The organism is Microvirga sesbaniae (genome assembly GCF_025460805.1).
GTDB lineage: Bacteria > Pseudomonadota > Alphaproteobacteria > Rhizobiales > Beijerinckiaceae > Microvirga > Microvirga sesbaniae.
Genome location: NZ_JAMXFJ010000016.1, coordinates 86,566 through 102,316, shown reverse-complemented (window position 1 = coordinate 102,316; position 15,751 = coordinate 86,566). Strand labels below are relative to the sequence as shown.

The following is a 15,751-nucleotide window of genomic DNA, read 5'->3' as shown; positions in this document are numbered from 1 at the left end:
TCACGCAGGTCGGGGGCGGAACGGAACAGAATCCGAAAGCGAGTCCACTTTCGAGCCCGATGCGCTGCTTAAGGGAAGGAGTATCGGATCCGATCCCAAAAGTGGGTCCACTTTTGGGTCCGATACTCTAGCATGGACGGCATGAGAAAGGCACGCCCGTGAACGATCTCGGTCCCACCAGAACCCGGCCATCCACCGCTTCCAGGACGCAGACCATGGTGGTCTGGTCGGCGATCCTGGCCTCCAGCATGGTCTTCGCCGACGGGGCCATCGTGACCGTGGCGATGCCGCAGATGCGCATGAGCCTTCAGGCGTCGCTCGCCGAGATGCAATGGGTCACCAATGCCTACGCGCTGACCCTGTCGGCCTTCCTGCTGCTGGGCGGCGCGGCGGGAGACGCCTACGGCCTCAGGCGGGTCTTCCTGATCGGCATCGCGGGCTTCGGCGCGACCTCCCTGTGGTGCGGCCTGTCGGGAACGCCCGGGATGCTGATCGCCGCCCGGGCCTTCCAGGGCGTCGGCGGCGCCCTGCTGGTGCCGGGTTCGCTCGCCCTGATCAGCGCCCATTTCGCGAAGGAGGCACGCGGCAGGGCCATCGGCACCTGGGCGGCCGCGTCGGGCATCGCGGCGGCCCTGGGGCCGATCCTCGGAGGCTGGCTGATCGACGTCGGTCCGTGGCAGGCGATCTTCTGGATCAACGTCCCGGTTGCAGCCCTGGCGCTCTGGCTGTGCGCGACGCATGTCCCGGAGAGTCCCGTGGCGCGGGCCGCCGCCATGGACTGGCTCGGGGGCGTGCTGGCCGTCGCGGCCCTCGGTCTGCTGGCCTATGGCCTGACGGCTTTGGGGGAACGGGAGAGCCACAAGGGCCTCGCCGCGCTGCTGGCGCTCGCCGGCGCCGCGATGCTCGGCCTCTTCATCCGGCACGAGGCGCGCGCGGCCGCTCCGATGATGCCCCTCGACCTGTTCCACGTGTCCGCCTTCGCCAACGTCAATGCCCTGACGCTGCTGCTCTATTTCGCGCTCGCCGGCGCCCTGTTCTTTCTGCCCACCGCCCTGATCGAGGCCCACGGCTATTCGGCCGCCAGGGCCGGGTCGGTGTTCCTGCCCTTCACGATCCTGATGGCCGTGCTGTCCCGGCTCGGCGGCGTGATGGCCGACCGGTTCGGCACCCGCATGCTCCTCACCGCGGGCCCGCTCGTCACCGCCTCGAGTTTCGCGCTGCTGGCCCCGGCGGTGCTGCATGGCGGCTACTGGATCGCGATCGTGCCCGTGATGGCCCTCATGGGGCTCGGCATGGGGATCACGGTCGCGCCGCTCTCGACCACGGTGATGAACGCCGTTCCCGACGCGCGCATCGGCGTGGCGTCGGGCATCAACAACGCGGTGTCCCGCGTCGCGGGCCTGATCGCCGTCGCCGCCCTCGGGGTCGTCGCCACGATCGGGTTCCGGCGGACGGCCGCATGGTCGGATCCGGACCTGGCGGATCGCTTCGCGCAGGCGACTTTCGGGGCGCTCCCCTCGTCCGACGCGCAGGCCGGCGCCGTGCGCGATCTCTATGCCACGGCAACCACCGGCGGGTTCGGGCTTGTGGCGCTGATCTGCGCCGCCGCGGCCACTGCCGGCGCCTGGTTCGGCTATCGCTCGACACCTTCGGGACAGGCTTGAGCCCAACCTCCCGCTTTGGCGGATCCGGCAGCACGCCCGTGAGCAAATGACGCGCGGCCTCTCCGATGGGGGGGTTAACTGCGTCTGCTGGGGCCGAACTCTGACGGACGAGGTGAGCTTCGGTCGCGTACCGCCCGCCCGGAGCCTCAAGCATCGGCTGCACAAGTGGGAACCGGTTTTGCGTGGAAAGATGCTCCCAAACAAAAGCTTCAAGCATCGGACGCAAAAGTGGGAACCGGTTTTGCGTGGAAAGATGCTCCCAAACAAAAGCTTGAAGCATCGCACGGACCCGGAGGGCCGCGTCAGCGAAAAGTGGGTCCGGTTGCCACGATGAACGATGGGCCAGCCAAGAGTGGATCATCGTCGGGTCGCAAGAACTGGGTTCGACGCTGGAGACGCTCACCAAGCGCAGCTGTCAAAACAAAAGCCCCGGCCTTCCGGCCGGGGCTTCGAGAGCGTCTGCTCCGCTCGTCCTCACTGGTTGCGGTTGCCCACGAGAGCGAGGAGGAACTGGAACATGTTGATGAAGTCCAGGTACAGGGTCAGGGCGCCCAGCACGGAGGCCTTGCCGGCCGCCTCGGAGTCGAGGTTGCCGTAAAGGTACATCTCCTTCAGCTTCTGCGTGTCGTAGGCGGTCAGCCCTGCGAAGATCAGGACGCCGATCACGGAAATGCCGAACTGCAAGGCGCTCGAGGCGACGAAGATGTTCACGATCGAGGCCAGGATCAGGCCGACGAGGCCCATGATCAGGAACGAGCCCATGCCCGACAGGCTGCGGTTGGTGGTGTAGCCCCAGAGCGACAGCGAGCCGAAGGCCGCCGCCGTGATGAAGAACACCTGCACGACGCTCGCGCCGGTGTAGCGGATGAGCAGCGTCGAGAGCGAGGCGCCCATCACCGCCGCGAAGGCGAAGAAGGTGCCGCGGGCGGAGGCCGCCGTCATCCGGTCCATGCGGAACGAGAAGAAGAAGATGAACGCCAGAGGTGCCAGCGCCACGATCCACATCAGGGGCGTGGTGTACAGGGTGACGCCGAACTGGGTCAGGCCGACGCCGCCGATCCGGGCGACCGCAGCCGACGGATCGCTCGTGGTGGCCAGCATGTTCACGCCGAGTGCGACCAGGGCCGAGATGGCAAGGCCCAGGACCATGTTGTTGTAGACGCCGAGCATGAAGGCGCGCAGGCCCTGGTCGACCTGAGCTGCCGTCCGGGCAAAGCCGGTGCCATAGGCGTTTTGGTTTTGCTCATACGGTTGCATCGGAGTCCTTTCTCGCGGTGTCCCGTGTGTTCCCTCGAAAGGCTGGGAAGTCAGCCCTCGGCCGCCGCATGTGCGGCGACATGCAAAATATGAGGGGCGGGCCTGCGTTGCGCAAGAGGCAGCGCCAAGCTTCAAATCTTCGTGACAAAGAAAAAGGAGGAGCAGAGTGGCTGCTGCTCCTCACACCCGTTCATCGGCTTTCCTATAACGGCTTTACAGGAACCGGGCGTCAAAGATTTCTCAAGTAGAGCGCCGGCTTTTGACTGAGGATCCGCCATGTTCCGACGAGGCCGAGACCGACGCTCACGAGAACCGCCAGCGCACAGGCCAGGACGGCGCCCGAGAGATCCAGGGTAAAGCTCAGGTTCATCACGCGGGTGATGATGAAATAGGCCGCGAGCGTTCCCGCCAGCAGCCCGAACGCCGCCGTGGCGAGGCCGAGAAGTCCGTATTCGAGCGCATAGGCCGAGAGCAGCCGCGCCCGGGTGGCGCCGAGGGTCTTGAGCACGACCGCATCGTAGAGCCGCGCCCGGTGTCCGGCGGCGAGCGCGCCGGCCAGGACCAGGAGGCTCGCGATCAGCGCGATGGAGCTTGCGCCGCGGATCGCCATGACGAGCTGCGAGACCACGTCGTTCACCGCCTCCAGGGCATCCTTCACCCGCACGCTCGTCACCATCGGGTAGGCCTGGGCGGAGCTTCTCAGGATCCGGGCGTCGAGCGCCGCGTCCGAGCCGTTCGGGAAGGTCACGGTGGCCAGATGCGTGTGCGGCGCGCCGGCAAACGCGTTGGGCGAGAACACCATGACGAAGTTGATGCCCATGGAGCGCCATTCGATCTCGCGCAGGTTGGCAATGGTCGCGCTGATGTTGCGGCCGAGCACGTTGACGGTGATCTCGTCTCCGATCTTGAGGCCGAGGCCCTCGGCGATCTTGCGGTCGAAGGACACGAGCGGCCGGCCGCGATAATCGTCAGGCCACCACTCGCCCTGGACCACCTTGGAGCCTTCCGGCGGCCTGGCCGCGTAGGTGATGCCGCGGTCGCCCTCGAGCACCCAGGACACGTCCTCGGGCGCCTTGACCTCGGCCACGGGACGTCCGCCGAGGGTCACGAGGCGTCCGCGCATCATGGGCACGCGCTCGATCTGGGCCTCGCCGGCCTGGCTCCTGAGGAAGCTCTCGAACGAATCCGCCTGCTGGTTCGGGATGTCGAGGAAGAAGAAGCTCGGCGCCCGCTCCGGCAGGCTCTGGGTGAGCTGGCGGGTCAGGTTGCTGTCGATGAGGGCAAGCGTCACGAGAAGCGTGATGCCCAGACCCAGCGACAGGACCAGGGAGGGCGTCAGCGCGCCGGGCCGGTGGATGTTGGCGAGCGCGAGCCGCGGCGCCGTCCGGCGGGGGCGCGGCAGGCGGCGCGCGAGCGCCATGATGCCGAGCGCCACCACACGCAGGAGCAGGAACGAGCCCGCGGCTGCGCCCACGAACATCAGGGCGATGCGCCGGTCATAGGCCGCAAGCAGGGACAACCCGACGAGCGCCGCGACCGAGAGCACGAGCGCCGCGATGTAGCGCTTGCGCGGCCAGCGCCGCTCGGGGTCGATCTGGTCGCGGAAGAGGCCCGACACGGGCACGTCGTGCGCCCGGCCGAGGGGCGCCAGCGCGAAGACCAGGGCCGTGAGCACCCCATAGAGGAGCGCGATGCCGAGCTCGTTCCAGGCGAGAGTCGGCTGGAGCGGGATCGGCAGGAGATGACCGAAGAGGCCGGTCACCACGAAGGGCAGGACGGCCCCGAAGGCCAGCCCGATGCCGATGCCCACGAGGGCGATCAGCATCACCTGGACGAGATAGAGCAGCACCACCTGGCCGCCGGGAGCCCCCAGGCTCTTGAGGGTCGCGATGGAGGCGCGCTTGCGGTCGACGAAGCCGCGCACCGCATTGGCCACGCCGACGCCGCCGACGAGGAGTGCGGTGAGGCCGACGAGCGTGAGGAACTGGGTGAAGCGCTCGATATTGCGGGCGAAGCGCGGATCCGCGTTGAGGCGCGTGCGGATGTTCCAGCCGGCCTCCGGCAGGACGCGGTTCGCCTCGGCCTCGATCCGGCTCAGCCCCTCCTCGGTGGACTGGCCCGCCGGCAGGGTGAGCCGGTAGGTCCAGCGCACGAGGCTGCCCGGCTGGACGAGGCCCGTGGCCTTCAGGGCCTCCTGCGAGAGGAGGAGCCGCGGCCCGAAGCCGATGCCGTCGGCGATCTTGTCGGGCTCGGACACCAGGCGGGCGCGCAGCTCCACGTTGGCCGCCCCGACCGTGACCCGGTCGCCCACCTTCAGGTCGAGCCGGGCGAGGAGCGCCGGATCGACCGCGGCCCCGAAGGCGCCGTCGCGCTCGGCGAAGAGGTCGGCAGGCGGGAGGGTTGGAGCGGTCTCAAGCGTGCCGACCGTGGGATAGCCCCCGTCGACGGCCTTCATCTCCACCAGCCCCGAGCCCTTCTCGCCGGCCACCGCCATGGCCCGCATGGTGGCGATCACGTTGACCCGGCCCTGCGATTCCAGGAATGCCCGCTCGGGCGCCCCCGCCTCGCGCTGGAGCAGGGAGAAGGCCATGTCGCCGCCGAGAATCCGCCGGCCCTCGCGGGAGATGCCCTCGGTCAGGGAGCGGGACAGGGACGATACGCTGGCGATGGCCGCCACGCCGAGCGCGATGCAGGCGAGAAAGATGCCGAAGCCCCTCAGGCCGCCGCGCAGCTCGCGGAACGCGAGACGCAGCAGGAGGGGCAGGCGCGACGCGGAAACGGGGCGCGGCCGGGGTGCGGCGGGGAGAGAGCCGTGCATGACCGAGATCCCTTACGCCACGGCCGAGGCCGCGCCGGCCTCCACCTGCCCCGAACGCAGGCGCACCATCCGGTCGCACAGGCGGGCGAGGTTGAGATCGTGGGTCACGAGGACCAGGGTGGCGCCCCGGTCGCGCTTGAGGGCGAAGAGCAGGTCGACGATGGACTGCCCGGTGGTCTCGTCGAGATTGCCCGTGGGTTCGTCGGCCACCAGGATCGCCGGGTTGGGCACGATGGCGCGGGCAATGGCCACGCGCTGCTGCTCGCCGCCCGAGAGCTGCGCCGGATAATGGTGCAGGCGGTGGCCCAGCCCCACGGCCTGCAATTCGGCCTCGGCGCGCTCGAAGGCCTCGCCATCGCCGGCGAGCTCCAGCGGGAGCGCCACGTTCTCCAGCGCCGTCATGGTCGGCACGAGGTGGAAGGACTGGAACACGATGCCGATGCGCCGACCCCGGAAGCGCGCCAGCGCGTCCTCGTCCAGCCCCGACAGGTCGGTGCCGTCGACGATCACCCGGCCCGAATCGGGACGCTCGAGCCCGGCCATGGTCATGAGCAGGGTCGACTTGCCCGAGCCCGACGGTCCGACCAGCCCCACCGCCTCGCCTCTGCCGACGTCCAGGGAAATGCCTTTGAGGATATGCACGCGCGCGGCTCCGCGCCCGAGGCTCAAATCGACGTCGTGCAGCGCGATGGCCTTGTCCTGCATGCCCATTCACCCGATCTGTTGGACAATCCGAAGTTGCCCGGTTCTAGTCCGGTAGAGATGGGAAGCCTATCGATGAAGCGCCAATCCGGCCCGTTCATGACGATCATTTTTGCGTGTGCGGCGGCCCTCGCCGCCATGATCGCCCCCCTGTCCGGCGCCCTGGCGCAGGGGAGGACCATCCGCCTGGTGGCCCTCGGCGACAGCCTGAGCGCCGGCTACAACCTGCCGCAGGAGGCGGCCTTCCCGGTGGTGCTGGAACGGGCCCTCAAGGCCAAGGGGTACAATGTGGAGGTGGCCAATGCCGGGGTGTCCGGCGACACGTCCTCGGGCGGTCTCGACCGGCTCGACTGGTCCGTTCCGGACGGCACCGACGGGGTGATCCTGGAACTCGGCGCCAACGACATGCTGCGCGGGCTCGATCCCGCCGGGACCCGCAAGAACCTGGAGGCCATCGTGGAGCGCCTGAAGGCGCGCAACATCCCGGTCCTGCTCGCGGGCATGTACGCCTCGCGCAACCTCGGGCCGGATTACGTGCAGAAATTCGACAGCCTCTATCCGGACATTGCGAAGAAGCACGACCTTGTGCTCTATCCCTTCTTCCTGGACGGAGTCGCCGGCGACCGGTCCCTCAACCTGCCCGACGGCATGCACCCGACGGCCAGGGGGGTCGAGATCATCGTCGAGCGCATCCTGCCCAGCGTCGAGAGTTTTCTCGCCCGCCTGTCTCAGCGCTGATCCCCGTCGGCGCCTCATTCTCGCCTGAACGCGGGGGATCATGTCCCCGCGAGGAGCTTGCCCCATGGAATACCGCCGCCTCGGCCGCACGGATCTCAATGTCAGCCTCATCTGCCTCGGCACCATGACCTGGGGCCAGCAGAACACGGAGGCCGACGGCCACGCGCAGATGGATTTTGCCCTCGACCAGGGCATCAACTTCTTCGACACGGCCGAGCTCTACTCGATCCCGCCCCGGCCCGAGACGCAGGGCTCGACCGAGCGGATCATCGGCTCCTGGTTCAAGGCGCGGGGCTCGCGCGACAAGGTGATCCTCGCCACCAAGGTGATCGGCCGTTCCGACAACACCTGGTTCCGCGACGACGGCTCGAAGGGCGAGCTCTCGCGCGCCCAGGTCGAGGAGGCGGTCAACAAGAGCCTGAAGCGGCTCGGGACCGATTACATCGACCTCTACCAGATCCACTGGCCCGACCGGCCCATGGCCTGGGGCTCGAACCCGACGATCTTCCGCCACCAGGACGGTCCCTCGCACCCGATCGACGAGACGGTCGAGATCATGACCGACCTGGTGAAGGCCGGGAAGATCCGCCATTTCGGCCTCTCCAACGAGAGCGCCTGGGGCACCATGACGTTCCTCAAGCATGCGGACGCCAAGGGCCAGGCCCGGGTGCAGTCGGTGCAGAACGCCTACAGCCTCCTCAACCGCACCTACGAGGTAGCCCTGGCGGAGGTGTCGATGCGCGAGAATGTCAGCCTCCTCGCCTATTCGCCGCTGGCCCAGGGATACCTGACGGGCAAGTATCTCGACGGCGCCCGCCCGGCGGGAGCGCGGACCACCCTGTTCAACCGCGGCCAGCGCTACGAGAATCCCACCGCCGAGGCGGCGATCCGCAAATATATCGCTCTCGCCAGGGAATTCGGCCTGGATCCGGCCCAGATGGCGCTGGCCTTCGTCAATTCCCGCCCCTTCGTCGGCTCGACCATCATCGGGGCGACCTCGATGGAGCAGCTCAAGACGGACATCGCGTCCATCGACGTGACGATCACGCCGGAGCTCGAGGAGCGCATCGACGCGATCCATGTCGAGCACTGCAATCCGTGCCCGTGAGATCGAGCGGCCGCGTCATGGCCGGGCAGTCATCACCCACCTCTCGCCGGCCATCCCGATACGATAAGGCTCGGCGCTTCAATCGATCCGGGTCACCGGGACAAGCCCGGTGATGACAGGGGGCGGTTCCCATGCGGAACAAACGCCTCCCACCGATCGTCTGAACACCATCAACCCGGGAGGTGCCGCATGCCCCGTCTCTTCACCGGCATCGAGATCCCGGCCGAGATCGGCCTTGCCCTGGCAGGCTTCCGCGGCGGCCTTCCGGGCGCCCGCTGGGTCGATCCCGAGAACTATCACCTCACCCTGCGCTTCATCGGCGACATCGACGAGCGCATGGCGGACGACGTCACGTCGATCCTCGGGGAGCGGCGCCAGCGGGCGCCGCTGACCATCGTCATCGACGGGCTCGACACCTTCGGGGGCGGCAAGCCCCGGGCGGTCTTCGCCCGTACGTCCGGCAACGGCGAGCTGAACGAGCTGCAGGCCGAGCAGGAGCGCCTCCTGCGCCAAGTCGGCCTGCCCCCGGAGACCCGCAAGTTCACCCCGCACGTGACCCTGGCGCGCCTGCGCAACGTCTCGCCCATCGACGTAGCGGATTACATCGCGACCCGGGGCCACTTCCCCAAGCTGACCTTCACGGCCGACCGCTTCGTCCTGTACTCCTCGCGGAACTCGGTCGGCGGCGGGCCCTACATCGTCGAGGCGGCCTATCCCTTGGGCTAGCTCGACGGGCGGATGCGAGGCCGGTAGAGCAGCCCGATGGCCTCGCTCATCTTCATCACCCATCCCGAAGTGGTCATCGACCCCGACCAGCCCGTTCCCCAATGGCCCCTGAATGCCACCGGGCGCGCCCGCATGGAGCGCTTCGCCGCGATGCTCGCGGACAGGGACGTGTCCGCCGTCTATGCCAGCACCGAACGAAAGGCCATGGACGGCGCCGCCATCGTGGCGGAGAGCCTCGGCCTGTCCTATGACACCGACGAGGATCTGGGCGAGAACGACCGCTCGTCCACGGGCTTCATCGCGCCGCCGGAATTCTGGGAGGTGGTGCGCGAGTTCTTCGGCCGTCCGCACGAGAGCATCCGCGGCTGGGAACGCGCCATCGACGCGCAGACGCGGATCGTGAACGCCATCCGCCGGATCCTGCACGAGGACGAGACCGCGGGCGACATCGTGGTGGTGTCTCACGGAGGGGTCGGATGCCTGCTCACGGCCCATCTGCAGGGGGTCGCGATCGGACGGGAAAGCCGCCCGTCCCATCCCGGCGGCGGCTGCTTCATCGTCATCGACCGGGACTTGGTCGCGCTGACGCAGGATTGGCGCGCCATCGAGGATGGGTTCGCCGCCTGAGGACGATCTCGTCGTTCCGGGCGCCGGAGATGCCCCTCTTCCGTCATGGCCGGCCTTGTGGCGGCCATCGCGATGGGCTAAGGGCGCTGCGCCTCACGTCATCGGGATCACCGGGACACGCCCGGTGATGACCTGGAGGCGATGTCGGCTGCCGTTTGCGCTTGCATCCGCGGCGCCATGGGACTAGCCCCTGAGCCGAAGACCCAGGACTGACGCAACCCCATGATCCGCACCCGCATCGCGCAAGCAGCGCCCGGCACCGCCTTGTGCGCGGCGATCGCGCTGGCCGCCATGGGGCTGCAATGGGCGGAGGAGCACTGGACCGGACGGCCCTGGCTCGAGGCCCTCGTGATCGCCATCCTGCTCGGCACCCTGGTGCGGACCCTCTGGACGCCGGACCGGCGCTGGACCCCGGGAATCGGCTTTTCCGCCAGGACCCTGCTCGAGATCGCCGTGATGCTCCTGGGTGCGTCGATCAGCTTCCAGGCGGTTCTCGACGCGGGCCCCGGCCTCATCCTGGGCATCGCCGTCGTGGTGGCGCTCGCCATCGGGGCGAGCTACGGGCTCGGGCGGTGGCTCGGGCTGCCGAAGCGCATGGCCATGCTGGTGGCCTGCGGCAACTCGATCTGCGGCAACTCGGCCATCGCGGCGGTCGCGCCCGTCATCGGGGCGAAGCCCGAGGACGTCGCCTCGGCGATCGCGTTCACGGCCATTCTCGGGGTGATCGTCGTGCTCAGCCTGCCCCTGCTGGTGCCGCTTCTCGGCCTGTCGATGACGCAATACGGGGTGCTCGCGGGATTGACCGTCTATGCGGTGCCGCAGGTGCTGGCCGCCACCGTGCCGGTGAGCCTCGTCAGCACGCAGCTCGGCACCCTGGTGAAGCTTGTGCGCGTGCTGATGCTCGGCCCGGTGGTGATCGGCCTGTCCCTGGTCGCGGGCCGGAGCACGGCGGACGCGAAGCCGAGTCTCGCCTGGAGCCGGCTCGTGCCGTGGTTCATCGTCGGGTTCCTGGGTCTCGCCCTGCTGCGGTCCCTCGGAGTCATTCCTGACGTGGTCCTGCGGGCGGTCGTGCCGATCGCGACGCTGCTCACCGTCATCGCCATGGCGGCCCTGGGCCTCGGGGTGGATCTCCGGATTCTGAGCCGGGTCGGCGCCCGGGTGACGCTCGCCGTGACGCTCTCGCTCCTGGTGCTGATCGCGATCAGCCTGGGCCTGATCCGGCTGCTCGGGATCGCATGAGGCCTTGAAACATCGCTCGGGCGCGTCATCACTAGGGCAGTCCCCTCCTGCCCCTGACGTGCGCCCATGCCCCGCCTGACCGACGCCGAACGTTCCGAACTCCTGCCGGCCCTCGACGGCTGGGCGCTCGTCGAAGGGCGCGACGCCCTCCACAAGCGCTTCGTCTTCGACGATTTCAATGCCGCATTCGCCTGGATGACCCGCGTGGCGCTCATCGCCGAGGCCATGAACCACCATCCGGAATGGTCGAACACCTACAACCGGGTCGAGGTCACCCTCGCCACCCATGACGCCAAGGGCCTCACGCGCCGCGACGTCGAGCTGGCGCAGCGCATGGACCGGATGGCCGCCGGACTGGCGAAGGGATAGGCCATGACGGAGACACGCATCCGGACGGGCGGCTGCGCCTGCGGGCAGCTGACCTTCCAGGCCCGGGGCGAGCCGAAGCGCGTCGGGCTCTGCCATTGCATGACCTGCCGCAAGATCAGCGGCGCGCCGTTCAATGCCTACGTGATCTACCCCGTCGACGAGGTGACGGTCTCGGGCGCGTTCCGGGGCTGGTCGGCGACGCCCGAGAGCGAGCGCTGCTTCTGCGTTGTGTGCGGCTCGCAGGTCTTCGACCGGGATTCCGACTCCGAGATCGAGATCAAGCTCGGGGCCTTCGACGAGCCCAATCTCTTCACCCCCACCTACGAGGCCTGGGCCCGGCGCCGGGAGCACTGGCTGCGCATTCCGGATCTGGAAAGCTTTCCCGAGAACCGGGGCGGCGCGGCCTGAGCGGCAGGACAGGGTTCACCCGGCCCGCATGAGTAACCCTCGACGGCATGGCCGGCCTTGTGCCGGCCATGCCATCGGAAAGGTGCGGCCCTCCGCAGCATCGGGATCACCGGGACAAGCCCGGTGATGACGAACAGGGGCGACCGCCCGCTCGGCCTCTCCTATTTCGGCTGCATCCGCAACGCGCCGTCGAGGCGGATGCCCTCGCCGTTGAGCATGTCGTTCTCGATGATGGCCTTCACGAGCGCGGCGTATTCCTCGGGCCGGCCGAGGCGCGAGGGGAACGGCACGTTGGCCTCGAGCGCCTTGCGGTAATCCTCCGCGATGCCCTCGAAGAGCGGCGTGTGGAACAGGCCCGGCATGATCGTCATCACCCGGATGCCGAAGCCCGACAGGTCACGGGCGACGGGCAGCGTCAGCCCCAGCACGCCGCCCTTGGAGGCCGCGTAGGCGGCCTGCCCGATCTGTCCGTCCTGGGCGGCCACCGACGAGGTGTTGACGATGACTCCGCGCCCGCCGTCGGGCGTGACCGGATCGAGCCCGGCCATGGCGGTGGCGCATTTGGCGATCATCGCGTAGGTGCCGATCAGGTTGATTTCGACCGCCCGGCGGAAGCTCGCCACGTCGTGGGGGATCAGTTCTCCAGTCTCGCGCTTCTTCGCCACCGTGCGCTTGCCGGGCGCGATGCCCGCGCAGTTGACCAGGATGCGCTCGATGCCGTTGGCCGCTCGGGCGGCGGCAAGCGCCGAATCGATCGACGCCTCGTCGGTCACGTCGGCCTGACAGAAGACGGCGCCGATCTCCCGGGCAACCGCCTCGCCGCGTTCGGCGTTCATGTCCAGGATCGCGACCTTCGCACCGCCGGAGGCCAGCATCCGGGCCGTAGCCTCGCCGAGGCCGGACGCCCCTCCGGTCACGACGGCTGCCATCAATTTGTCGAGCTTCATCGCTTTTCTCCCTTCGCCCGGCGATGTCTTAAGCTATCCCTGACGCAGCGGAAACGCATCCCATGGAAGGAGCCTGTTGAATGAGTGAACCCTTCATGAAGCCTTTCTCCAAGGCCGAGATGGAGGCCATCCGCAAGGAGACCCAGGACGAGGAAAGCCTCAAGCGCCGCTTCTGGGTCAAGCTGAAGCGGGTTGCAGGCAGAATTCCCTTCGCCGAGGATCTCGTGGCGGCTTTCTTCTGCGCGACCGATCCGTCGACTCCGAGCCGCGTGAAGATCATCCTTCTCGGGGCCATCGCGTATTTCGTCTTTCCGGCCGATGCCATCACAGACCTTCTGCCCGTGTTCGGCTTTGCCGATGACGCAGCGGTCCTGGCGGCCGCGATTACGCAGGTTGCCGGTTCCATAACGGAAGAACACAAGGAGAGGGCCCGGAAGGCTCTCGGAGATGCGATCGAGCACGCCTGAAAGCTTGGCCTTAGGAGCATATTCATAACAAAGAATATTGACTTATTGCAATGTTATTATAGGTAACGTAAAGATGAGTCGTTCGCAACAAAGTCATTTCCTTCCTCCGGCTTTTAAAGACGAACAAGCTTTGCAGAACCACCTTGGGCCGCCCGAAAGGCGGCCCTTCTTTCTTGTCCTGGCGTGCGCCAGACACTGGTCGAGGACAGAAACCGCCACGTTTCGACGCATCGCCAAGACCGGGGCGCGGCCTTAACGGAGATGGTGAAGAGTTCTTAACCATCCGCCTGTATGGTCCGCCCCATGATACCTGCATCTCTCCAGCGCGGCATCGCCGCGGGCATCCTTTCCGCCTTCGTCGTCATCGGAACCGGGCCGGCAGCCCTGGCTCAATCCGGACGTTCGACGCCGCAATCGACCCGCGGAACTCCGGCCAAGCCGGCCCCGGCGACGAAGCCCAACCCCGCTCCGGCGGCCAAGGCCAATGCGGCTAAGACCAACGCGGCCAAGCCTACCGCGGCCGCCGCAGGAGCCGCCGCCGGCGCGGCAGCCGCCGCCAGGCCGGCCCAGGCGGCGACGGGCCCGGGCGGCGCCTCGCTGCTGACCTCATACGGCGATTGGGGCGTCTACACGGCCCAGACCGGCCGCTCCAAGATCTGCTACGCGCTCAGCCAGCCCAAGGACCGGCTGCCGAAGAACGTGAACCGCGACCCGGCCTATCTCTTCGTGTCCTTCCGCCCGGCGGAGAACGTGAAGAACGAGGTCGCCCTGGTGCTCGGCTTCACGGCCAAGGAGAACGGCCCGGCGGAAGCCGCCGTCGGCAACGCCTCCTACGCGCTGATCACCAAGGCGGCCAATGCCTGGCTCAAGAACCCCGCCGAGGAAGGCCAGGCGATCGCCACCATGGCCCGCAGCGGGACCGTGACCGTGAAGATGCAGTCGGCCCGTGGCGCGAGCCTGACGGACCGCTATTCCCTGAACGGCTTCGGCAAGGCCCTGGAGCACGCCCGGAAGGAATGCGCTTCGTAAGCCCGCGCATGGTTGAAAATCCGCGTCTCAATGAGCATGTTCCGGGTCTCGCGCCCGGAATTTTGCGTTTGAAGGCTCACGGTTTCGGCGCAATCGTGCTATAGGCACGCCGATTCCCAACAACGAGGCTTGAGATTTCCCATGGCGACGGTGCTCGACATCGCCAAGCGCAACCCCAATGCGGCCACCGTGGCCGTGAGCGATACCGCGCGCGCGGCCGGGTTCATCGAAAAGACCGCGGAGCTGAACGCCGTGGCGGGCGCCGCCCCGGGCGGCGCCTCCCTCGTCGGCCTCACCCGGGACCAGCTGAAGGAATCCCTGGCCGCCATCGGCGTGCCGGAGCGCGAGTTGAAGATGCGCGTGGCCCAGCTCTGGCACTGGATCTATTTCCGCGGAGCGAAGGACTTCGCCGAGATGACCAACGTGGGCAAGGAGCTGCGCGCGAAGCTCGCCGCCGCCTACACGCTCGCCCGCCCGCAGGTGGTCTCCGAGCAGGTCTCGAAGGACGGCACCCGCAAGTGGCTGATCCGCATGCCCTCGACGGGCCCGCTCGACAAGGGCGCGGAGATCGAGTGCGTGTACATCCCGGAGGTCGACCGCGGCACCCTGTGCGTGTCGAGCCAGGTCGGCTGCACGCTCACCTGCTCGTTCTGCCACACGGGCACCCAGCGCCTGGTGCGCAACCTGACCTCGGCCGAGATCGTGGCGCAGCTCATCGTGGCCCGCGATGCCATCGGCGACTGGCCCGACGCCACCCCGCCGGACGGCGCCCGAGAGAAGGGACTTTTGCCGACCGACGGCGGACGCTTCGTGTCCAACATCGTGTTCATGGGCATGGGCGAGCCGCTCTACAACATAGGCGACGTGATCGCCGCCATCGACGTCATGTCGGATGGCGAGGGGCTGACCCTGTCCCGCCGCCGCATCACGGTGTCGACCTCCGGGGTCGTGCCGCAGATGGAGCGGCTCGGCGCCGAGGCCAACACCATGCTGGCGATCTCCCTGCATGCGGTGCGCGACGAGCTGCGCGACGAGCTGGTGCCGATCAACCGCAAATACGACATCAAGCAGCTGCTCGATGCCTGCCGGGCCTATCCGGGCCTGTCGAACGCCCGCCGCATCACGTTCGAATACGTGATGCTGAAAGGCGTCAACGATTCCGACGCCGATGCCCGGGAACTCGTGCGCCTGCTCAAGGGCATCCCGGCCAAGATCAACCTGATCCCGTTCAATCCCTGGCCGGGCTCGAAATACGAGTGCTCGGACTGGGAGCGGATCGAGCGCTTTTCCGAGATCGTCTACCGGGCCGGCTATGCCTCGCCGGTGCGCACCCCGCGCGGCCGCGACATCCTGGCCGCCTGCGGCCAGCTCAAGAGCGAGACCGAGAAGCTGCGCGCCCGCGCCCGCATGATGGCCGAGCAGGGCATCGGGGCCGAGGGCGTCTACGCAGTGGGGAACGGGGAATAGGCTCCGAGGCTCGCGTAGCGCGGCCGTCGGAACGACCATCTCCCCGTCATGGCCGGCCTTGTGCCGGCCATCCCGATCCTGTGAAGCGCCGAGTCTTTCCGATCGGGATCACCGGCACAAGGCCGGTGATGACGGAAGCCCTGCGGACATCCGCGCCATTCTCTAGAGCTGCTTCCACTTACGTG

General features: G+C 68.0%; 15 protein-coding genes. 11 read left to right on the top strand and 4 right to left on the bottom strand.

Features of this window, described 5'->3' with window-relative positions; all coding sequences use genetic code 11:
• Window positions 1–215: 215 nt before the first annotated feature.
• Window positions 216–1,664 (top strand): MFS transporter, encoded by a 1,449-nt coding sequence (locus OCW50_RS20715; RefSeq protein WP_262298785.1) that lies wholly within the window; start codon window positions 216–218, stop codon window positions 1,662–1,664.
• 474 nt (window positions 1,665–2,138) lie between these two features.
• Here OCW50_RS20715 and OCW50_RS20710 read toward each other — a convergent pair whose 3' ends face one another.
• The 3 genes from OCW50_RS20710 to OCW50_RS20700 form a co-directional block, all read right to left on the bottom strand.
• On the bottom strand, window positions 2,139–2,921 hold the full coding sequence (locus tag OCW50_RS20710; protein ID WP_262298784.1) for a Bax inhibitor-1/YccA family protein: 783 nt from the start codon (window positions 2,919–2,921) through the stop codon (window positions 2,139–2,141).
• Between the two features lie 229 nt (window positions 2,922–3,150).
• On the bottom strand, window positions 3,151–5,739 hold the full coding sequence (locus OCW50_RS20705) for an ABC transporter permease (protein ID WP_262298783.1): 2,589 nt from the start codon (window positions 5,737–5,739) through the stop codon (window positions 3,151–3,153).
• Between the two features lie 12 nt (window positions 5,740–5,751).
• The gene (locus OCW50_RS20700) at window positions 5,752–6,444 is read right to left on the bottom strand and encodes an ABC transporter ATP-binding protein (protein ID WP_262270303.1); all 693 of its coding nucleotides are present in this window, start codon (window positions 6,442–6,444) and stop codon (window positions 5,752–5,754) included.
• A 72-nt stretch (window positions 6,445–6,516) separates the two neighbouring features.
• Here OCW50_RS20700 and OCW50_RS20695 point away from each other — a divergent pair, with 72 nt between their 5' ends.
• The 7 genes from OCW50_RS20695 (at window position 6,517) to OCW50_RS20665 (ending at window position 11,656) form a co-directional block, all read left to right on the top strand.
• Window positions 6,517–7,179, top strand: a complete 663-nt coding sequence (locus OCW50_RS20695) for an arylesterase (RefSeq protein WP_262298782.1) — start codon at window positions 6,517–6,519, stop codon at window positions 7,177–7,179.
• Window positions 7,180–7,243: 64 nt separating this feature from the next.
• On the top strand, window positions 7,244–8,287 hold the full coding sequence (locus OCW50_RS20690) for an aldo/keto reductase (protein WP_262298781.1): 1,044 nt from the start codon (window positions 7,244–7,246) through the stop codon (window positions 8,285–8,287).
• Window positions 8,288–8,476: 189 nt separating this feature from the next.
• Complete coding sequence (gene thpR / locus OCW50_RS20685; protein WP_262298780.1) at window positions 8,477–9,013, top strand: RNA 2',3'-cyclic phosphodiesterase; 537 nt, start codon at window positions 8,477–8,479, stop codon at window positions 9,011–9,013.
• Window positions 9,014–9,049: 36 nt separating this feature from the next.
• A complete protein-coding gene (locus OCW50_RS20680) occupies window positions 9,050–9,640 on the top strand; it encodes a histidine phosphatase family protein (protein ID WP_262298779.1) in 591 nt (196 codons plus the stop codon).
• Between the two features lie 222 nt (window positions 9,641–9,862).
• Window positions 9,863–10,879: a YeiH family protein gene (locus OCW50_RS20675; protein ID WP_262298778.1), complete on the top strand. Its 1,017-nt coding sequence runs from the start codon at window positions 9,863–9,865 to the stop codon at window positions 10,877–10,879.
• 66 nt (window positions 10,880–10,945) lie between these two features.
• A complete protein-coding gene (locus OCW50_RS20670) occupies window positions 10,946–11,248 on the top strand; it encodes a 4a-hydroxytetrahydrobiopterin dehydratase (RefSeq protein WP_262270297.1) in 303 nt (100 codons plus the stop codon).
• 3 nt (window positions 11,249–11,251) lie between these two features.
• Complete coding sequence (locus tag OCW50_RS20665) at window positions 11,252–11,656, top strand: GFA family protein (RefSeq protein WP_262298777.1); 405 nt, start codon at window positions 11,252–11,254, stop codon at window positions 11,654–11,656.
• A 161-nt stretch (window positions 11,657–11,817) separates the two neighbouring features.
• Here OCW50_RS20665 and OCW50_RS20660 read toward each other — a convergent pair whose 3' ends face one another.
• Entirely contained in the window at window positions 11,818–12,603 is a 786-nt protein-coding gene (locus OCW50_RS20660; RefSeq protein WP_262298776.1) for an SDR family NAD(P)-dependent oxidoreductase, read from the bottom strand.
• An 80-nt stretch (window positions 12,604–12,683) separates the two neighbouring features.
• On the opposite strand from OCW50_RS20660, the gene OCW50_RS20655 reads away from it, so the two are divergent.
• The 3 genes from OCW50_RS20655 (at window position 12,684) to rlmN (ending at window position 15,566) form a co-directional block, all read left to right on the top strand.
• On the top strand, window positions 12,684–13,070 hold the full coding sequence (locus tag OCW50_RS20655) for a YkvA family protein (RefSeq protein ID WP_373371481.1): 387 nt from the start codon (window positions 12,684–12,686) through the stop codon (window positions 13,068–13,070).
• A 303-nt stretch (window positions 13,071–13,373) separates the two neighbouring features.
• Window positions 13,374–14,099, top strand: coding sequence for a hypothetical protein (locus OCW50_RS20650; protein ID WP_262298775.1), 726 nt, complete (start codon window positions 13,374–13,376; stop codon window positions 14,097–14,099).
• Between the two features lie 141 nt (window positions 14,100–14,240).
• Complete coding sequence (gene rlmN / locus OCW50_RS20645) at window positions 14,241–15,566, top strand: dual-specificity RNA methyltransferase RlmN (RefSeq protein WP_262298774.1); 1,326 nt, start codon at window positions 14,241–14,243, stop codon at window positions 15,564–15,566.
• Window positions 15,567–15,751: the final 185 nt, after the last annotated feature.